20 protein-coding genes and 1 tRNA gene are annotated in these 17,659 nt (G+C 58.6%); 9 read left to right on the top strand and 12 right to left on the bottom strand.

Annotated features, from left to right (window positions below; all coding sequences use genetic code 11):
• Positions 1-4: 4 nt before the first annotated feature.
• Positions 5-985 carry a quinone oxidoreductase gene (locus FHX09_RS23220; protein WP_132591108.1) on the bottom strand — a complete coding sequence of 327 codons (981 nt, stop codon included), beginning with the start codon at positions 983-985 and terminating at the stop codon, positions 5-7.
• A 9-nt stretch (positions 986-994) separates the two neighbouring features.
• Positions 995-1,720, bottom strand: coding sequence for a phosphatidylcholine synthase (pcsA, locus tag FHX09_RS23215; RefSeq protein WP_132591110.1), 726 nt, complete (start codon positions 1,718-1,720; stop codon positions 995-997).
• Between the two features lie 246 nt (positions 1,721-1,966).
• On the opposite strand from pcsA, the gene FHX09_RS23210 reads away from it, so the two are divergent.
• Positions 1,967-2,779 carry a ferredoxin--NADP reductase gene (locus FHX09_RS23210; protein WP_132591112.1) on the top strand — a complete coding sequence of 271 codons (813 nt, stop codon included), beginning with the start codon at positions 1,967-1,969 and terminating at the stop codon, positions 2,777-2,779.
• Between the two features lie 44 nt (positions 2,780-2,823).
• Here the strand turns inward: FHX09_RS23210 and FHX09_RS23205 are convergent, their stop codons facing one another.
• From FHX09_RS23205 to FHX09_RS23185, 5 genes are all read right to left on the bottom strand, one after another.
• Complete coding sequence (locus FHX09_RS23205) at positions 2,824-3,441, bottom strand: GntR family transcriptional regulator (RefSeq protein ID WP_132591114.1); 618 nt, start codon at positions 3,439-3,441, stop codon at positions 2,824-2,826.
• A 138-nt stretch (positions 3,442-3,579) separates the two neighbouring features.
• The gene (locus FHX09_RS23200) at positions 3,580-4,788 is read right to left on the bottom strand and encodes an ABC transporter permease (protein ID WP_132591116.1); all 1,209 of its coding nucleotides are present in this window, start codon (positions 4,786-4,788) and stop codon (positions 3,580-3,582) included.
• On the bottom strand, positions 4,778-5,494 hold the full coding sequence (locus FHX09_RS23195) for an ABC transporter ATP-binding protein (RefSeq protein ID WP_007793684.1): 717 nt from the start codon (positions 5,492-5,494) through the stop codon (positions 4,778-4,780). The genes FHX09_RS23200 and FHX09_RS23195 overlap by 11 nt, the downstream gene beginning before the upstream one ends.
• Positions 5,495-5,505: 11 nt before the next feature.
• A complete protein-coding gene (locus tag FHX09_RS23190; protein ID WP_132591118.1) occupies positions 5,506-6,804 on the bottom strand; it encodes an efflux RND transporter periplasmic adaptor subunit in 1,299 nt (432 codons plus the stop codon).
• Positions 6,805-7,322: 518 nt separating this feature from the next.
• On the bottom strand, positions 7,323-7,517 hold the full coding sequence (locus FHX09_RS23185) for a hypothetical protein (RefSeq protein ID WP_007793691.1): 195 nt from the start codon (positions 7,515-7,517) through the stop codon (positions 7,323-7,325).
• Between the two features lie 509 nt (positions 7,518-8,026).
• Between FHX09_RS23185 and FHX09_RS23180 the strand changes: the two genes are divergently transcribed.
• Positions 8,027-8,102 (top strand) — tRNA-Lys (locus FHX09_RS23180).
• Positions 8,103-8,174: 72 nt separating this feature from the next.
• On the opposite strand, the gene FHX09_RS30080 is transcribed toward FHX09_RS23180, so the two are convergent.
• Positions 8,175-8,366, bottom strand: coding sequence for a hypothetical protein (locus FHX09_RS30080; RefSeq protein ID WP_081499066.1), 192 nt, complete (start codon positions 8,364-8,366; stop codon positions 8,175-8,177).
• 318 nt (positions 8,367-8,684) lie between these two features.
• Positions 8,685-8,891: a hypothetical protein gene (locus FHX09_RS23175; protein ID WP_007793693.1), complete on the bottom strand. Its 207-nt coding sequence runs from the start codon at positions 8,889-8,891 to the stop codon at positions 8,685-8,687.
• A gap of 825 nt (positions 8,892-9,716) precedes the next feature.
• On the opposite strand from FHX09_RS23175, the gene FHX09_RS23170 reads away from it, so the two are divergent.
• The gene (locus FHX09_RS23170) at positions 9,717-9,968 is read left to right on the top strand and encodes a GlsB/YeaQ/YmgE family stress response membrane protein (protein WP_132591120.1); all 252 of its coding nucleotides are present in this window, start codon (positions 9,717-9,719) and stop codon (positions 9,966-9,968) included.
• A gap of 70 nt (positions 9,969-10,038) precedes the next feature.
• Here FHX09_RS23170 and FHX09_RS23165 read toward each other — a convergent pair whose 3' ends face one another.
• A complete protein-coding gene (locus FHX09_RS23165) occupies positions 10,039-10,320 on the bottom strand; it encodes a hypothetical protein (protein ID WP_007793703.1) in 282 nt (93 codons plus the stop codon).
• A gap of 216 nt (positions 10,321-10,536) precedes the next feature.
• Between FHX09_RS23165 and FHX09_RS23160 the strand changes: the two genes are divergently transcribed.
• From FHX09_RS23160 to FHX09_RS23135, 6 genes are read left to right on the top strand one after another with little or no spacing between them, the layout of a single operon-like run.
• Entirely contained in the window at positions 10,537-12,429 is a 1,893-nt protein-coding gene (locus tag FHX09_RS23160) for a peptidylprolyl isomerase (protein WP_132591122.1), read from the top strand.
• Positions 12,430-12,444: 15 nt separating this feature from the next.
• Positions 12,445-13,461 (top strand): anthranilate phosphoribosyltransferase, encoded by a 1,017-nt coding sequence (trpD, locus tag FHX09_RS23155; RefSeq protein WP_007793708.1) that lies wholly within the window; start codon positions 12,445-12,447, stop codon positions 13,459-13,461.
• A gap of 9 nt (positions 13,462-13,470) precedes the next feature.
• Entirely contained in the window at positions 13,471-14,283 is an 813-nt protein-coding gene (gene trpC / locus FHX09_RS23150; protein ID WP_183721805.1) for an indole-3-glycerol phosphate synthase TrpC, read from the top strand.
• A 1-nt stretch (position 14,284) separates the two neighbouring features.
• Positions 14,285-14,785, top strand: a complete 501-nt coding sequence (gene moaC / locus FHX09_RS23145; protein ID WP_132591126.1) for a cyclic pyranopterin monophosphate synthase MoaC — start codon at positions 14,285-14,287, stop codon at positions 14,783-14,785.
• A complete protein-coding gene (gene glp, locus FHX09_RS23140) occupies positions 14,782-16,005 on the top strand; it encodes a gephyrin-like molybdotransferase Glp (RefSeq protein WP_132591128.1) in 1,224 nt (407 codons plus the stop codon). The genes moaC and glp overlap by 4 nt, the downstream gene beginning before the upstream one ends.
• A gap of 54 nt (positions 16,006-16,059) precedes the next feature.
• Entirely contained in the window at positions 16,060-16,476 is a 417-nt protein-coding gene (locus FHX09_RS23135) for an ACT domain-containing protein (protein WP_007793719.1), read from the top strand.
• A gap of 6 nt (positions 16,477-16,482) precedes the next feature.
• Here the strand turns inward: FHX09_RS23135 and FHX09_RS23130 are convergent, their stop codons facing one another.
• Positions 16,483-17,184, bottom strand: a complete 702-nt coding sequence (locus FHX09_RS23130) for a 50S ribosomal protein L11 methyltransferase (RefSeq protein ID WP_132591130.1) — start codon at positions 17,182-17,184, stop codon at positions 16,483-16,485.
• A gap of 19 nt (positions 17,185-17,203) precedes the next feature.
• Positions 17,204-17,635 carry a GNAT family N-acetyltransferase gene (locus tag FHX09_RS23125; protein ID WP_184450725.1) on the bottom strand — a complete coding sequence of 144 codons (432 nt, stop codon included), beginning with the start codon at positions 17,633-17,635 and terminating at the stop codon, positions 17,204-17,206.
• Positions 17,636-17,659 lie beyond the last annotated feature (24 nt).

Genomic DNA, 17,659 nt, shown 5'->3' with positions numbered 1-17,659 from the left:
GTCATTATGGGATCAGCAGCGTAGTTCCGGTAGTTTTCCTGGATTCCAAATCCATGTGAGCCCGCCCGACTTCACGCAATGGATAGGTTTGGTTGATATTGATACGCACTTTGTTGCTCAAAACAACATCAAATAACGCGTTTGCACAATTGGTTAGCTCTTCGCGTGTAGCGATGTAGGTGAAAAGCGTGGGGCGCGTTGCAAAGAGCGATCCCTTCTGTGCGAGCATGGCGAGCGTGAAGTTCTCGATCGGCCCCGAGGATTGGCCGAATGAGACGAACATGCCGAGCCGTCTCAGGCAATCCAGCGATTGCGGAAACGTGTCGCGGCCGATCGAGTCATAGACGACGTGGACGCCAGCGCCGTTGGTAATCTCGCGTACACGTTCTGCGAAATTCTCGGTGTTGTAATTGATGACGTGATCGTAGCCATGCTCGAGCGCCAAACGCACTTTGCTGTCCGACCCCACCGTGCCGATCACCGTCGCGCCGAGCGCCTTAGCCCATTGGCCGGCAATGAGGCCGACGCCGCCGGCTGCCGCGTGGAATAAGACCGCAGTACCCGGTCCAACCTTGTACGTCCGGTTAAGCAGATATTGCGCGGTCATCCCCTTCAGCATCATCGAGGCTGCAGTTTCCAGGGGGATTCCGTCCGGAACCTTGACGAGGTGCTTCGTTTCGATGTTTCGCTCGACGCTGTAGGCGCCATCCGAACCGGCATAGGCGACACGATCGCCAACCTTGAACTCCTTCACATCTTGGCCGACAGTTGTAACCGTACCAGCCGCCTCCTTGCCAGTCACGAAAGGCATATGCGGCGCGTTATAGAGCCCAGTTCGGAAGTAAACGTCGATGAAGTTCAGGCCGATGGCGGCGTGTTTGATCTGGACTTCTCCTGCGCGGGGCGGTGGCAGCTCGATATCGATGTATTCGAGAACTTCAGGTCCGCCGGTCTTGCTGAATGAAACCGCCTGCGTTTTCGCCATTGCCTTCTCCTATTCGCGTCCAAGCGCCGGGAAGAACTGCAGCACGGCGCCGATGCAGTAGAGGTAGATACCGCTAAGGATAAAGAGGGCAAGCGCCCATTGCGGGATCACAAAATGCATCAGCAGCGCATACATTCCGAGCGCCGACCATAAGAAGAAGACACCGAGGTTGAGCGGCCTGAGGCGTTGTACGCGGACTGGATGGAGAAAATTGATCGGCAGGAAGGTGAGGATGACCGAGACGAGGACGACGGCGAGTGCTGTGATTGCACTGGCATCGATGACGAACAACGTAAAGACGATCATGTTCCAGACCACCGGGAATCCGGAGAAGAAGTACTCCTCAGTCTTCATGCCGGTATCGGCGTAGTAGATTGCGCTGGATACAACGATCATGCCAGCTGCCACGAAGGACCATGGCTCACCGATCATGCCACTCTGGTAGAGCGCGAACGCCGGTAGTAAAACGTAGGTTACATAGTCGATGATATTGTCGAGTGTATCGCCCGACCAGTTTGGCAGCACTTCTTTGACACTGACCTTGCGGGCGATCGGCCCATCGATGCCGTCAACGAGAAGTGCGAGGCCCAGCCACCAGAACATATCGATGAACCGACGCTCGGCGGCCGCGACGACGCCCAGAAATGCGAGAAAGGACCCGGATGCCGTCAGAATATGGACGGAGAATGCGCGCATTTCCGCGTAAGGTACGCGCTTGTAATTGAAAATCTTCATGTTTCCCCGAGCAGCCTATGGCGTCCGCGCGCGGCAGACGCGGTTTTTGCCTAATATGCATCCTTTGCTTCGCTTCGCCAGCGCAAAAGCGATGAAGCGTGGGAAGGCCCCGGAATCCTGACCGCGACACGCATATTTCGTGCAAGTCGCCAGAGAAAGAATGGAATACCTTTAATCACGACACTATTTGTAATATCTCGCTGGCATCGAAAACATTGTGCGACGAATACGGGATCCGATACCGAAATGAACGCCCCTGCAAAGACCGAAGACTTCGCCTCCCCGATTCCGGCCGGAGTCTATGCCGAAACGGTGCTCAGCGTGACGCATTATACGGATCGCTTGTTCCGGTTCACGATGACGCGGCCGCAGGGTTTCCGTTTCCGGTCTGGCGAATTCGCGATGATCGGCCTTATGGTTGACGGCAAGCCGATTTTCCGCGCCTATTCGATCGCAAGCCCCGCCTGGGCTGAAGAACTCGAATTCTTCTCGATCAAGGTGCCGGACGGCCCGCTGACCTCGCATCTGCAGGCGATCACGCCGGGCGACCAGGTCCTGATGCGCAAGAAGCCGACAGGCACGCTGGTGCTCGACGCGCTCACGCCCGGCCGTCGTCTTTATATGTTTTCGACCGGCACCGGCATTGCGCCCTTCGCGAGCCTGATCCGCGATCCGGAAACCTATGAGAAGTACGAGGAGGTCATCCTCACCCACACGACCCGCGACGTGGCCGAACTGAAATATGGTTTCGATCTGGTCGAAGAAATCAAAAATGACGAACTCCTGCAGGAAGTCGTCGGTGACAAGCTGCGCCACTATGCGACGGTCACCCGCGAGGACTTCGAGTATCGCGGCCGCATTACGGATCTGATCTCGTCAGGCAAGCTCTTCACCGATCTCGGCGTTCCGCCGCTCGATCCATCAATCGATCGTGGCATGATCTGCGGTTCGTCTGCGATGCTGAAGGACACGAAGGATCTGCTGGAAAAGGCCGGCCTCAATGAGGGCGCAAACAGCAAGCCGGCGGAGTTCGTCATCGAACGTGCGTTCGTCGGTTAAATCCCGCTAGATACACTGATCTACGGCCCTTAACAGGGCCGTTTTCAGTTATGGCTGCTAAGATAGTTGATCAGCGCGCTCATAGCTTGGCCGGCATCCTTGGACCTCCCCTGCTGAATGGCCCGTATGACTGTGACGTGCAACGAGATGGACTGATCCATTCGGTCGGGACTCTTGGACGCGGACCAGAGCCGACGCGAATGCGTCTGAACCGGTGCAAGGGCTGACGTTATGAAGGCGTTGGGGCAGGCTTCTTCCAGGATTTCGTCAAAGGCCTTGTCTGCGGCGAAGAATGCCGCCAAGTCGCCGGTTGCCGCGCATACTTCCATCGCTTGCGCACATTCGGCCAGCTCCTTGCGCTGCTCTGAGGTGGCGAAGTCGGCGGCCAGTGCGGCCGCAATCGGCTCGAGCTCGCGGCGGACCTGCATGACATTCTCATGGTCCGTCGGCTTGATCTCGGCAACCTGCAATCCGACGCGCGGCTTCACCACGATCAACCCCTGCCACGCCAGCTTCTGAATCGCCTCGCGCACGGGTGTTCGACCGTGCCCGGCAAGGTCGATCAAGTGCTTCTCGGTGACTAAAGCGCCTGGTTGCAACGTCAGCGTCACGATCGCATGCTCTAGGGTGAGATAGGCAAGGTGGCTGAGTGAGTTCTGCATTCGCGTATCCGTGGCTTCGGAAAATGTCAGGTGTCGCGAAGGCGACTGTAAAAGCTCATGATATATCAGCGTTCGCGCGAACGGCAAGCTGGCGCCGAGCGCGGATCATGTTGCAAAATGGAAGAAACCGGACGGCGCCTACTCGTGCCTCAGCGCCTCGATCGGGTTAAGCTGTGCGGCACGGCGTGCCGGGAAATACCCGAAGACCATCCCGATCGCGGCGGAGAACACGAACGCCACGGCGATCATAGTGGGGTTGACCACGAAAGGCACGTTGAGGACGGTTACTGCCCCATAGCCGAGGCCGATCCCTAGCAGGATCCCCGCGACGCCACCGAATACCGACAATGCCACAGCCTCGACAAGGAACTGCAGCAGCACCTGGTTTTCCAGCGCGCCGATCGCCAGCCGTATACCGATCTCTCGGGTGCGCTCCGTCACGGACACCAGCATGATGTTCATGATCCCAATGCCGCCGACGAGCAGGCTGATCGCGGCGACCGCGCCGAGTAGGCTGGTCAACAGCGTCGTGGTGCCGGTCATTGCGTCCGCAATCTGCGTCATGTCATTGACGCTGAAGTCATCTTCGCGACCAGGGATGATTCTCCGACGCTCGCGAAGCAGGTTTTCCGTCTCGTCCTGAACTTTCGTCGTCGAGACGCCGTCGCGCGCCGAGATCACAATCATCTGGACATTGGCGTTCGCTTTGCCACCGATCCGGCGTTGATAGACCTTGACGGGCATGACGACGACATCGTCCTGGTCGTTGCCCATGCCGGATTGGCCGCGCTTGGCAAGGACGCCAATGACGCTGCACGAAACCTTGCCGACGCGAATCTGCTGCCCCGTGGGGTCGGCTGCGCCGAAGAGCTGCAAGCGCACGGTCTCGCCGAGGATGCAGCGCGGGCGCCCACGCTCTTCTGCCGCATCGAAGGTGCGGCCGATCGCCATGCCCCAGTCCTGGGCGATGAAATAGTCGTTGGTTGTTCCCATCACGGTCGTCGAACGGCTCTGCCCGCCGTAAATGACCGTCGCGGTCGTCTGGTTGAGCGGTGCTGTGGCGCGCAGGCCATTGACCTGATCGCGGATGGCATCGACATCCTGGACGGTGAAGCGACGGGCCTCAGAACTTGCGCGACCGGGACCGAATTGACCCGGACGTGCAAACAGCATGTTGGTGCCGAGCCTTGAAAGCTCGGCCGAGACCTGGGCGGTCGTGCCGTTGCCGATCGTCACCAGCGCGATGACGGCCGCCACGCCAATGACGACACCGAGCACGGTAAGGAACGACCGGAGTATGTTGCGACTGATTGCGCGCAGCGCGAGTTTCAGCGTCTCAAAAAACATGATCCGCCCTCCCACGATGCTCGACTTCCGTCTCGAGCTTGCCGTCGATAAAGCGAAGCAGCCGCTGGGCGTAGGCCGCAATGTCCGGCTCGTGCGTGACCATGACGATCGTAATGCCCTGTTCGCGATTCAATCGCGTCATCAAGTCCATGATCTCAATGCTGGTCTTGGTATCGAGATTACCGGTCGGTTCATCCGCCAGAAGCAGCGAAGGTTCCGTCACAATCGCCCGGGCAATGGCGACGCGTTGCTGCTGGCCGCCGGACAGTTCCTGCGTCTTGTGATGTTCGCGCCCGGAAAGACCCACAAGCCCGAGCGCCTCCTTGGCCGTGCGGTGACGCTGGCTTGCATGCATGCCGCGGTAGATCAGCGGCAGTTCGACATTTTCCAAAGCCGACGTGCGCGGCAGCAGGTTGAACCCCTGGAATACGAAGCCGAGCATATGGCGGCGCAGCAACGTCAGTTGGCTGCGGTCGAAGCCCTGTGTCGACACGCCTTGGAAAATGTAATCACCGGCGCTCGGCACATCGAGACAGCCAAGAATGTTCATGGCCGTCGACTTGCCCGAACCGGAGGGTCCCATGATGGCGACGAATTCATGCTCGCGGATCGCCAGATCAACCCGATCGAGGGCGCGAATTGCCGCCTCCCCCTGACCGTAGATCTTCGAGACTTGCTTGAATTCGATAAGTGGCGGGCTCGTCATCGTGACCCTCGCTATTTCGCCTGCGCGGTGGCGTCGGTAATCACGGCGTCGTTTTCCTTCAGGTCTCCAGAAACGATCTGAGTGAATTGTCCGTCGGAGGACCCCACTTGGATGATCACGGCTGCCGGCTTGTTTGATTTCAGAACCCAAACGCGCCGCTTTGTTCCAGTTAGGGCTTCGCCGCCCTGGTTGCCGGTCCGCGGTCCCATCCGGGGTGGCCTGAGCAATCCGAAGATGCCGCGATTCCGGGAAGATTCTACAGCCGGCGGCGCATAGCGAAGCGCCGAATTGGGTATCATCACAGTATTCTTGACCGCTTCGACGGTGACGTCCGCCGTGGCAGTCATGCCCGGCCGCAGCAATAGGTCGGCATTGTCGACCGACAGGATCGCTTTGTAGGTCACGACATTGTTCGTTGTCTCTGATGCAAATCGGATTTGCTTGATCTCGGCCGGAAAGGTCCGGTTGGGATAGGCATCGACCGTGAACGTCGCCTTCTGGCCGACGGCAATCTGACCGACATCGGCCTCGTCGACATCGACCTGCAACTCCATCTTCCTCAGATCGCCGGCGATCACGAAAAGCACGGGCGCCGACAGCGACGCCGCCACTGTCGCGCCCGGATCGACCGAACGCGTCAGAACTACGCCGTTGATCGGCGAGACGATCTTCGCTTTGGCGAGGTTGACCTCGGCAAGCCGCAAATCAGCCTCGGCGGAGAGCACAGCAGCGACATTAATGTCCTTGGCAGCAACCGCAGAATCGAACTTGTAGCGCGCGTCCTCAAGGCTCTGTTGTGTCGACACGTTGCTTTGAACGAGATTGCGGAAGCGCTGGAACGAGCTCTGCGCCGACTCGAGGTCAGCTGTGGCCTTCACAACGTTGGCTTTGGCCGAATCAAGCTTCGCACGCGAACTCTTGACGTCGGCTTCAAGCTTGTTCGTATCGAGCGCGGCAAGAACCTCGCCGGCCTTGACCTCGCTGTTGTAGTCGACGTTTACGTCGCGAACCGTTCCGGACAGCTCGCTTGATATATCCACTTGCTCCGTCGGCTGCACGGATCCCGTAGCGGTGACCAGCACGGTTAGGTCGCCGCGCTTAACAGGCTGAGTGGCGTAGCTGTATTGGTTGCCCTCTTGCCGCGAATACAAGTAGGTTACGCCGCCGGCGGCAAGAATCAGCAGAAGCAATACCAATAGGCGACCACGCCAACTGCCCTTGGACTGTTTGCGTGAGGCCGCAAGGACGGCCGCCAGATCGGCGCTCGCCTTTGTCGGCTTGGTTTCGTGCATATCCTTGACGTCGTTCATTCCGGCCTCGATCAACGTGCGGCAATGCAGCCGTCAGCAAAATGAGCACGTCGAAGCTGAACGACAGATTAGCATCGGCCCCCGGATTGGCACGAAATGGCAGTGGAATGAAATGAAATCTTGGTAATGAAAGTTCAGTTTTCCGTAGGATCAATTGGCCTCAAGGGCATTGCTTCGTATTGCCCGGTGCCTCCCTCTATCGGGCGCAGCCAGATTTTCGCCGTCTTTGATCCAAAACATTGAAACGACTGGAGATCGATCGGAGGATTCTTCAGTGAACCAATTCGGATCGTTGCGAGCTCATCGCTAAGACTGAGAAGGCATCCGCCACATCGCGGACAGAAGCTGCGACCCGCATAGGTGGATTGCTCGAAGGATCATCTCGGCCAAAACTGCAAAGACGACGAAAAACGGATCCACTCGACTTGCGGCAGTCCCTGCAGTGGCAGCCCGCCTCCAACTGCTAGTGCGCCGTGCAGTAGAGGCTGCCCCACTCCGGATGCGCGTTGACAAAATCATCAGTGAGCCGGCAGACGACGCTTGGCGGCCATGAGCAGATCGAGTTCTGTGGCAGATGGCCCGAACTTCTCATAGAGCCGCTTCGCTTCGGTTTCGTCGAGACGATATTTCCTGGTAAACTCACCGAGGCTGTAAGGTCGCCCGCGCAACACTTTTCGGGTCGCCGGCGGTGCAGATGTGGTCACGCTGGTCATTGCATTCTCCTTGGCTGTACAAGGGGCTAGCTAGAGCGTCGAGTGACTTTGTGAAGATATTGAATGGCCCTCAGAAGGGATTGATTCATTTAATTTTTTTTGGGGGAACCTTCTGACGCTTCGTGCATTTATAAGGCGAGATTGTGAGCTGCGCCAAGCGGACGCGGCGGTGCGAAAGGATGCCCGGATTTTTCCGCTTTCCCCGGGTGGCCAACGAAACGGCAGTCGAGCTTTCGCCCGTCCGGTTCACGATCTCGTTTCCCCCAACTTTGACAAAGCGCCTTCGGGCGCTTTTCTTTTATGGTCTTTGGACATTGCAAACGCCGGGCTCGCGCAATCAGGCAAAACCGGTGGAAACGAAGCCCCGCATAGGCAGGTAGCTGCCTTTTCAGGCCCGTTGGCAAGAAATGTGCCTAATGCACAGGGAACGATGATTTTTTGGTTGACCGCAATGGGGCACCTGCATATGTTCCGCGCACTTCCAGCCGGGCGAACCGTTCGGCATCAGGGAGAGCGTAGCTCAGCTGGTAGAGCAACTGACTTTTAATCAGTAGGTCTCGGGTTCGAACCCCGACGCTCTCACCACAATTCAACGACCGAGCATAGATTTTGCGGTGAAAAACGCATCGTGCCATTTTACTTGCTCGGCTTGCGTAGCTAGTAGCTGCAGGAGCGGCCGTTGCTCGGTCTGAACCCACCCGAACAGGCTGGATTTACAGAGCGATCGTATTGATAGGACGATGAAAATCCGATTGACGAGGTCTGATCGGAGCTTGTGGTGCAGGCTGAAATGATCGCGGAAAGGCTGACCAGTGCTCCGGCTGCTGCAGATGCGAGAAATCTGTTCATTTGAGCTTCTCCTTCCGCGCCACATAGGCCCGCGTGAGGATATATGACACGCTTGATCGTGTGGCTACCACCAGGTCACCGCGCTCGGCCAGCGACGCCGAGGTCGGTCCTTAAAGAAGTGAAGCGCGATGAAGCAGTCCTCAGCTGATTTCAGTCAGAGTGTTTTCTGTTCGAACATCAGCGCTCCACGAAATTAAAATTGGCGCCGTCTCGTTGCAGTATGGCCGTGTTGTCTGCGGGCAGATGCTGGTCTCGCCTGTCGTCACCTGTCCACAGATCGTTTCGTGTCCTTGCCCCAAATTTCCAATGTGACACTTATCAATGCGACGTCGCCTTCCGGCTGGCCAGCAACAGAATATAGTCGTCCGCCGCATCCGCGATGGCCATTGCAACCTCCGCAGGCGCCCACCCTTTTTGCTGCGCATCGCGGATGATCTGATGGAGTGCTGGTTCAACATCGGCACGGCAATCGAGCAGACGTTGGTCATGGGTAGTGTCATTACGCACTGACTGTAGATTGATCATAGCTGGAACCCCTCTCATGTGAAGGAAGTTACCATGACATAGATTGCAGGTTGAGCAAGCAAATGCTTAAGGAAGGGCCGTGATTTCGTTGAGAATGAGCTTTTTCGTTTACACAAGCGGGTCGGCAAAACGATTCACGGCATAATCAGCCGTTAAATCGATGAACAGAGCGTGGTTGATTTACGGGGGTGCAGGAAACGGCGAGATCCAGCGTGGCTTGGCCCGACGCGAACTGATCGTATATTGGTATTGTTATTACGTGGCTGATATGGCCGAGTGTACAAAGATTGGTATGCGTTTTGGAACGGTCGCCTAGCGTAACGCCCTCCTGATACGGTTTTTATTCTACGGTCTCGCGCGAAATGCAATTGCACGATGCTTCTCTCGTGAAATGCGCGCTTGAGGCGTCTCGAGATGCCCTTCCGAGAATATGCATCTCGATCCCTAGGGATGCTCGACAGCGTCGAGTGTTTCTTGAATGCGACGTCCAGGGGTTGTGCTCAGGTCGATCGAGGGTGCACTATCATCGTCGAATCTCCTTGAGTCGACGAGGTTTGAACTGAACTTGACGACGGGTCGCGTCAGATGGTCTCCCGTAGCGCCTATCTTCGAGCGAACATTTGCGTTGCACACCCAAACGGATCGCCTATCTTTTTCGTGTGGGAGAATTGAGTCTCAACGCGGGCGCAAGGCTTGCAACATCATTCGTGCTCCAGGCCTATCTCAGGCTACCGGCGGCTTATTGTTCGTATGCGGAGACTCGCTGTCAGAGACCCCTCAATTCCCTCGCTGGCGCTGACTTCGTTTTCTCTGGAGGAAAAACATATGGAAGACGCAGGCGTAGGTTGGGTAGCCGCTATCATTATCGGCGGCATTGCCGGGTGGCTCGCGGAAAAGTTCATGAACAGCAACATGGGGCTGTTGATGAATATCCTTTTGGGCATTGTGGGCGCGATCGTCGCCAATGCCATACTCTCGGGGCTCGGATTCGCGCTGGCTGGCTGGCTCGGCTATCTGATTGCCGGCTTTGTCGGCGCTTGCCTGCTCATTGCCGTTGGCCGGGTCATTCGTCGTTAGGCAATCATGCAAAGTCAAAAGCCGGGCGTCAGCACGCCCGGCTCTCGCCTGGTCAAAATGCCGATCGATCTTATCGACGGCTCATCAATCCGAAAAGATAGGCGACACCGGCGGTCACGGCGAGCGCGAAGATAGGTTCCTCCCTTACCTTGTCGCGCAACCGTTCCGTCATGACCGAGGCCTCATCGGCGACGGCGGTCTTGGCGCCGTGTCCAAGCGCCACAACGCTTTCGGACAGGCGTGCAAGGTCTTCGCGCAATGCTGCGACCTGTGCGGAAAGATCGTCTGCCGCGATCTCCGCCTTCACACGCGCGGTTGCGGACTGGGCGGAGGCGGTTTTCATATCGGCCATTGTCTGCTCCTCTTTTTCCGGATGCTGTTCAACGAATTAGCCCGGGAAAGGTTCCGATATCCGGTGGCTTTTGCTGTGCTCGATGCGCTTGTATGATTGCAGATATAGTGCAGATGTTTTCGCGCGATAACCCTTCATTTCCTGCCGGCTTTGTTCTAAGGAACGTCGAATGCTTTGCCCGCGAACGGGCGATTATGATGCGAGGTTTGCGTTTCGATGTTCGATCTTCTGAGAAGAGCTGCTCACACCTGGGTTGCCAAGCTCCTCATGCTGCTTCTAGTCGCCTCTTTCGGCATCTGGGGTATATCCCGCCAGCTGGTATCAGGCGGCAACAGCACGACCGTTGTCAGCGTCGGAGATCAGCATGTGGACGTCAACGAATTTCGCCTGGCCTACCAGCGGCAGGTCGCAAATCTCAGCCAACAGTTCGGGATGCGGCTGACGGCCGATCAGGCCCGCGCCTTCGGCGTTGAACAGCAGGTACTGGCGCAGCTGGTTGCCGGCGCGTCGCTGGATCAGTTGGCGGAAGACATGAACCTCGGTCTGTCGCAGGATCGCCTTGCGCAGCTGATCGGCGATGATCCGGCCTTCAAGGCCGTTAACGGTCAGTTCGACCGCACCCTCTTTGCATCGCGACTGCGCAATGCTGGCATCCGCGAAGACGACTACATTAAGGAGCGCAGCAAGGTTGCCGTTCGCAGCCAGATCGTCGACGCTGTCTCGAACGGCTTCGCGGCGCCGAAGACGCTCGTCGATGCCCTCAAGCTCTATCGCCAGGAAAGCCGCGGCATCGATTACCTGTTGCTGACAAATGCCAATATCGAACCGATCAAGGCGCCCGCCGAGGATGTGCTCGCCAAATGGTTCGAAGGCGCCAAGACGCGCTACCGCGCACCGGAATACCGGAAGGTTGCCTTCCTCAAGCTTCAGCCGGAAGATATCGCCGATGCCGCCTCTGTTACGGATGACCAGATTCGCGAAGACTTTGAAAAGCGCAAGGATAGTTTCCGCACGCTGGAGACGCGCACGATCGAGCAGCTCACTTTCCAGAGCAAGGATCTTGCCAATGCCGCGGTGGCAGCACTGAAAACCGGCACGACATTCGATCAGCTGGTGACTGATCAGGGCAAGACGGCAACCGACGTATTCCTGGGCGAGTTCTCCAAGGACAAGGTTCCGGATCAAGCCATCGCGGATGCGGCCTTTGCTGTTTCGAAGGACGGCGGAACAACGCCTGTTGTCGATGGTACCTTCGGCCCGGTTGTGCTCCGTGTCAGCAACATCAAGCGTGAGAGCATCAAGAGCCTTGACGAGGTCAAGGAAGAGATCCGCAAGCAATTGGCTGTTTCCAACGCTTCCCAGGAGCTCATCAACGTACACGATCAGATCGAGGATCTGCGCGGCTCCGGCTCGACGCTGGAACAAATTGCAGAGCAGCTTAAGCTTAAGGCAGTCGTGATCGATGCCGTCGACGCCACGGGCCTCGACAAGGATGGCAACGAGGTCAAGGATATTCCGTCCAAGCAGCAGGTTCTTGGCGCGGCCTTCCGGACCGACGCCGGGGCGGACGCTCCTTCCCTTTCGATCGGTACCGACGGCTATCTCTGGTTCGACGTTCGCGACGTGACGCCGGAGCGCGATCGGCCGCTCAACGAGGTGCATGACAAGGCAGTCGCCGACTGGACCGCCGAACAGCAGAAGCTCGAGCTCGCCAAAAAGGCTGAGGAACTGAAGCAGCAGGCACAGAAGGGAACGCCGCTCGCCGATATCGCCGCACCTCTTGGTATCACGGTCGAAAGCAAGAGTGGCATTACCCGCGGCACCGACGACGCCGTGCTCGGCCGGGCTGGTGTCAACGCCGCATTCTCGGGTCCGATCGACACGATTGCCAATGCCGTCGGCGGCGACCCGACGACGCAAATCCTTCTCAAGGTCACTGAAGTGAACACGGAACCGACGGGTGACGTGCTCAACAATCAGGACCAGCAGATCACAGCAACGGCAAACGCGGCCGGCGACGACATTCTCGATCAGATGGTCAACCTGCTGCAAACGCAGTACGGCGCATCGATCAATCAGTCTCTCGCCGATCAGGCGGCAGTCCGCTAAGGGGAACACAAGCGCATGACCGATCTGAAGCCGCTTTTGGCGAAGGCTGCGAGCCGCGAGCCGCTGACACGCGAGGAGGCTCGCGAGGCCTTCGACATTCTGATGTCCGGGCAGGCGACCCCTTCGCAGATCGGTGGCTTCCTGATGGCATTGCGCGTCCGCGGTGAAACAGTCGACGAGATTGTCGGCGCCGTGACGACGATGCGCGCCAAGATGCTCACCGTCGACGCGCCGGCCGACGCAATCGACATCGTCGGAACCGGTGGCGACGCAAGCGGCACCTACAATATCTCGACGCTGGCCGCCCTTATCGTCGCCGGTGCCGGTGTCCCTGTGGCCAAGCATGGCAACCGCGCTCTGAGCTCGAAATCTGGCGCCGCAGATAGCCTCGCCGCTCTCGGCGTCAGGCTGGATGTAACCCCCGAGGTGATCTCGCGCTGCATTCGTGAGGCTGGTGTGGGCTTCATGTTCGCCCAGCAGCATCACTCGGCGATGCGTCACGTCGGTCCGACACGCGTCGAACTCGGCACGCGCACGATCTTCAATTTGCTAGGCCCCCTCTCCAATCCGGCCGGTGTTCGCCGCCAATTGCTTGGTGTCTACGCGCCGCAGTGGGTTGTGCCAATTGCCGAGGTCATGCGCGATCTGGGCTCCGAAAGCGTGTGGGTCGTCCATGGCAACGGCCTCGACGAAATCACCACAACAGGAAAGACGAGTGTCGCAGCACTCGAGGGGGGCAAGATCCGCACGTTCGAATTGTCTCCCGCAGATTTCGGCGTCGAGCCTTGCCGGTTGGAGGCCATCAAGGGCGGAGATGGTGTCGTGAATGCGGCCGCTCTGCGCGACGTCCTGAGCGGCGCAAAGAACGCTTACCGCGATATCGCGCTTGCCAACGCGGCGGCTTCGCTGGTCATATCGGGCAAAGCTGAGATGCTCCAGGATGGTATGCGTCTTGCTGCGCAGTCTCTGGACAGCGGTGCAACGGCCGCGGCCCTCGATAAACTCATCGCCGTGTCGAACGACATCGACTAGGATAGAGCCATGACCGACATCCTGAAGAAGATCGAACTCTACAAGCGCGAAGAGATCGCCGCCGCAAAGGCGAAAGTGTCGCTGGCCGATCTGAAGGCGATGCAGGCGGATCAATCGGCGCCGCGCGGCTTTCACCGTTCGCTGGTGGCGAAGCGAGAGGCTGGTCAGTACGGCCTGATCGCTGAGATCAAGAAGGCCAGTCCTTCCAAGGGGCTGATCAGGCCCGATTTCGATCCGCCGTCGCTGGCCAAGGCTTATGAACTTGGAGGTGCGGCCTGCCTTTCGGTATTGACGGATACGCCGAGCTTTCAGGGTGCGCCGGAATTCCTGATGGCGGCGCGTGCGGCGTGTTCGCTACCGGCACTGCGCAAGGATTTCATGTTCGACACCTACCAGGTGCAGGAAGCGCGTGCCTGGGGTGCCGATTGCATCCTGCTGATCATGGCCTCACTTTCGGATGACGATGCAATGCGCCTCGAGGATGAGGCCTTCGACCTTGGCATGGATGTACTGGTGGAAGTCCATGATGCCGTGGAAATGGAGCGTGCACTGAAACTCTCCTCCTCGCTCGTTGGCATCAACAATCGCAATCTCCGAACATTCGAAGTCAGCCTTGAGGTCAGCGAGCAACTCGCCCCAATGGTTCCAGAGGATCGCCTGCTGGTGGGCGAAAGCGGCATCTTCACGAATGCTGATTGCAACCGTCTCCAAGCGGTTGGCATTAACACCTTCCTGGTTGGTGAGAGCCTCATGCGCAAGGAGGACGTAACGGCCGCGACGCGTGCGCTGCTCTTCGGCGAAGCCGTGCTGGCGGCCGAGTGAGATGAGCGGTGGCCAAACCGGACTGACCCACATTGATGCCTCCGGCGAGGCGCATATGGTCGATGTCAGCGATAAGGTCGAGACAACAAGGGTTGCGACCGCCGAAGGCCACGTGCGAATGGCGGCTGCGACGCTCGATCTCATTCGCACGGGCAATGCGAAAAAGGGTGATGTGATCGGCGCGGCGCGCCTTGCCGGCATCATGGCGGCCAAGCAGACGAGCAATCTGATCCCGCTCTGCCACCCCCTAATGCTTACGAAGGTTTCGGTCGACATCACGGAGGATACCGACCTACCCGGCCTGCGCGTCAGTGCAACGGCGAAGCTGACGGGCAAGACCGGCGTCGAAATGGAAGCGTTGACGGCCGTTTCCGTTGCCTGCCTGACGATATACGATATGGCCAAGGCTGCCGATAAAGCCATGGAAATCGGCGGCATCAGGCTGCTCGAAAAATCGGGCGGCAAGTCCGGAGACTTTCGTCGTCCGGAGTACGGCAAATGAGCATGCTCCCCGTTGCCGAGGCGCAAGATCAGTTGCTGTCGCGCGCCAAGCCGGTTCAGACGAGCGAAATCGTTTCCTTGCAGGAGGCCGAGGGCCGCGTGCTGGCAGCTGACGTTGCAGCCAAACTGACGCAACCGCCGTTCAATGCTTCCGCAATGGATGGATATGCGCTACGCCGCGAGGATGCTCCAGAGCCCGGCGCCGAGTTGAAGCTCATCGGCACGTCGTCCGCCGGTCGTGGGTTCGACGGTGCCATCGGCAAAGGCGAGACGGTGCGGATATTCACCGGCGCCCCGGTTCCTTCAGGCGCGGACAGCGTGTTGCTCCAGGAGGATGCGGAGAAGATCGACGGCGGCATCCGCACGACATTCACTGTTCGTATTGGCCAGCACATCCGGCCGCGGGGGCAGGACTTTCTTGAAGGCGAAGCTGTACTCAAGGCGGGGACTGCGCTGGACTTCTCGCGCCTAACCGTAGCGGCTGGAATGAACCATGCGGTACTCGAGGTCTGGCGCAAGCCGGTAGTCGCGTTGCTCGCCACCGGTGACGAATTACTGCCACCCGGAAGCTCGCCGGCTCCCGCTCAGATCATTGCGTCAAGCACCTTCGGTATAGCTGCGCTGGCGCGCAAGGCTGGCGCCGATGTTCTCGATCTCGGGATTGTACCCGACGACAAGCGCGCGATTTCGGCTGCGGTCGAGCGCGCCCGGCAGGCTGAGGTCGATGTCATCGTGACGCTTGGCGGGGCGTCGGTGGGCGACCACGATCTGGTGCAGGCGGCGCTGCTCGCCGCGGGGATGAAACTCGATTTCTGGCGGATCGCCATGCGCCCGGGCAAACCGTTAATGGTGGGCAGGTTCGACGAGACGCATGTTATTGGTTTGCCCGGCAACCCGGTATCGAGTCTGGTCTGCGGGCTGCTGTTCCTGGAGCCGTTGATTCGCAAACTTGCCTCACTTCCGCCGGTCAAGCGCGAGGCAAAGGTGGAGACGACAGCAACGCTCCGTGCCAATGACCAGCGACAGGACTATGTGCGAGCCACGCTGTCGCGATCGTCATCAGGCGCACTGACGGCGAAGCCGTTCAGCAAGCAAGACTCGTCGATGATGAAGATATTCGCCCAGGCCGACTGCTTAATTATCCGACCGCCGCATGCACCGGAACTGCCCGCAGGAAGTCCCTGCCCGGTGATATTGTTAAGGCCAGACCTTCTCGACTGAGGCCGTTTTATTTGTGGTGCCGGGTATGACTGGTGAACTGAAGGCAGGATTGCGATGACGAATGAGACCGTTCGGGACACGCATGCGATGCTGTCCGGCATGACGCCCACCCTCATGGAGGGTGAGTTCGTATTCTGCGTGACCTCAGACCAGGATGTCGCCAGGCTTGCGGCTCCCGATGCGCTGGCCTGGTTTCGTGAGCGTGAAGGAATCTCCCTGATCCTCTCGAAGAGCCGGGCAGCGGAACTCGGTTTCAATTGCGATGTGCCGATGCGGCGTATCGTTCTGGAAGTCTTTTCGTCGCTGGAAGGTGTGGGCTTGACGGCCGCGGTTGCCTCCGAATTGGCAGCCCATTCAATGCCGTGCAACATGGTAGCAGCCTACCATCACGATCACGTCTTCGTTCCAGCTGCCATGGCGGACTTGGCACTGGACGCCTTGCTGAAGCTACAGAAAGCGTCGTCTAACTGAGCGTCCTCATCGATCAGCCGGATGCGGCAGCGTGAATACGCCGCCAATGGCAGCCTGTCCGGTCGAAGAGTCGCCAAAATCGGGGACGGCATATTCCGCGATAAGCTCCAACGCTGCGCGCGGCAGTGACCGTCTGCCCGGATCCCCTATGAGCACCTCGATGCCCGCCTTGCGACTGGCCGTAAGGAACTGCAAAACTCTCTGCGCAAGCTGGGCACTGTAGAAGACATCCCCCGCAAGAATAATATCGACGTCGGGCGGGTGGCCTGCGAGAACATCAGCGCTCGTTACTTCAACTGTCACGCCGTTCGCTTCGGCGTTGAGAGCGATTACCGCGATCGCGTTCGTGTCGATCTCCGCTGCAATCACCCGGGATGCTCCGCATTTTCGAGCCGCGATCCCGACTATGCCCGAACCTGCGCCGAGATCGAGGATGCGACGATTGCGAACGATGTCTCGATGCTCCAGGATATGCCGAGCAAGTAGGGTTCCGCCGGCCCAGTTATAGGCCCAATAAGGCGGTGAATCCTCCTCGTCGCTGGATCTGAGACGCGAGAGCCCGCTGCCGGGATGAGCTGTATAAAGCTGTATCTCAGGCAAGCCGGGTGCCGGCTTCAGTTGCAGGTTTTCGACGATAAAGGTGTGAACATCCACTAGGGAGAGAGCGCCGCGATTTGGGCTACGCTCACGACGGTGCAGTCCCCTCATTCCCTTCCCACTCGCCCAATCAATAATTCTTCATCGCCAGATGCGGCATCCCGCCATCCGGGAACTCGTTGCCGAACGCGACGAATCCGAAGCGTTCGTAGAGGGCTATTTTGTCACTTTGTGCCGTCAGATAAAATCGATTCTCACGAACGGATCGGTGCTCGTTCATCGCATAGGTCAACATCGCGCTCGCGACACCGTGTCCGCGCCATGCCTTGCTGACTGCGACGCGGCCGATTTTCACATGCTCCTTCGCATGAGTGATCCGGAGTGTCCCGCAAACCTCGCCGCCCGCCACAGCGACGACATGATGCGCCGTGAGGTCAAGCGCATCGAATTCTTCATCGGCAGGTACATTCTGTTCGGCGATGAAGACCGCACGTCGGAGCTTGAACGCCTCGTTGCAAAGGGTGCTGAAAACAGGAACCGGTAAGACGATCGTATTTGCCATTATCCTCTCCCCTGTCTCTAGCGG

The sequence above is a fragment of the Rhizobium sp. BK538 genome (genome assembly GCF_014197575.1).
Classification (GTDB): Bacteria; Pseudomonadota; Alphaproteobacteria; order Rhizobiales; family Rhizobiaceae; genus Rhizobium.
This window is presented reverse-complemented; position numbering and strand designations above follow the sequence as displayed.

Bases quoted from the DNA above. Each gene is read 5' to 3' on its own strand.
- FHX09_RS23130 (WP_132591130.1), bottom strand. From the start codon at position 17,184: ATGAGGGGACTGCACCGTCGTGAGCGTAGCCCAAATCGCGGCGCTCTC.
- FHX09_RS23190 (WP_132591118.1), bottom strand. From the start codon at position 6,804: ATGAACGACGTCAAGGATATGCACGAAACCAAGCCGACAAAGGCGAGC.
- FHX09_RS23210 (WP_132591112.1), top strand. From the start codon at position 1,967: ATGAACGCCCCTGCAAAGACCGAAGACTTCGCCTCCCCGATTCCGGCC.
- glp (WP_132591128.1), top strand. From the start codon at position 14,782: ATGAGCATGCTCCCCGTTGCCGAGGCGCAAGATCAGTTGCTGTCGCGC.
- FHX09_RS23185 (WP_007793691.1), bottom strand. From the start codon at position 7,517: ATGACCAGCGTGACCACATCTGCACCGCCGGCGACCCGAAAAGTGTTG.
- FHX09_RS23165 (WP_007793703.1), bottom strand. From the start codon at position 10,320: ATGGCCGATATGAAAACCGCCTCCGCCCAGTCCGCAACCGCGCGTGTG.
- moaC (WP_132591126.1), top strand. From the start codon at position 14,285: ATGAGCGGTGGCCAAACCGGACTGACCCACATTGATGCCTCCGGCGAG.
- FHX09_RS23175 (WP_007793693.1), bottom strand. From the start codon at position 8,891: ATGATCAATCTACAGTCAGTGCGTAATGACACTACCCATGACCAACGT.
- FHX09_RS23205 (WP_132591114.1), bottom strand. From the start codon at position 3,441: ATGCAGAACTCACTCAGCCACCTTGCCTATCTCACCCTAGAGCATGCG.
- FHX09_RS23195 (WP_007793684.1), bottom strand. From the start codon at position 5,494: ATGACGAGCCCGCCACTTATCGAATTCAAGCAAGTCTCGAAGATCTAC.
- FHX09_RS30080 (WP_081499066.1), bottom strand. From the start codon at position 8,366: ATGAACAGATTTCTCGCATCTGCAGCAGCCGGAGCACTGGTCAGCCTT.
- FHX09_RS23125 (WP_184450725.1), bottom strand. From the start codon at position 17,635: ATGGCAAATACGATCGTCTTACCGGTTCCTGTTTTCAGCACCCTTTGC.
- trpC (WP_183721805.1), top strand. From the start codon at position 13,471: ATGACCGACATCCTGAAGAAGATCGAACTCTACAAGCGCGAAGAGATC.
- FHX09_RS23200 (WP_132591116.1), bottom strand. From the start codon at position 4,788: ATGTTTTTTGAGACGCTGAAACTCGCGCTGCGCGCAATCAGTCGCAAC.
- FHX09_RS23160 (WP_132591122.1), top strand. From the start codon at position 10,537: ATGTTCGATCTTCTGAGAAGAGCTGCTCACACCTGGGTTGCCAAGCTC.
- FHX09_RS23170 (WP_132591120.1), top strand. From the start codon at position 9,717: ATGGAAGACGCAGGCGTAGGTTGGGTAGCCGCTATCATTATCGGCGGC.
- trpD (WP_007793708.1), top strand. From the start codon at position 12,445: ATGACCGATCTGAAGCCGCTTTTGGCGAAGGCTGCGAGCCGCGAGCCG.
- FHX09_RS23220 (WP_132591108.1), bottom strand. From the start codon at position 985: ATGGCGAAAACGCAGGCGGTTTCATTCAGCAAGACCGGCGGACCTGAA.
- FHX09_RS23135 (WP_007793719.1), top strand. From the start codon at position 16,060: ATGACGAATGAGACCGTTCGGGACACGCATGCGATGCTGTCCGGCATG.
- pcsA (WP_132591110.1), bottom strand. From the start codon at position 1,720: ATGAAGATTTTCAATTACAAGCGCGTACCTTACGCGGAAATGCGCGCA.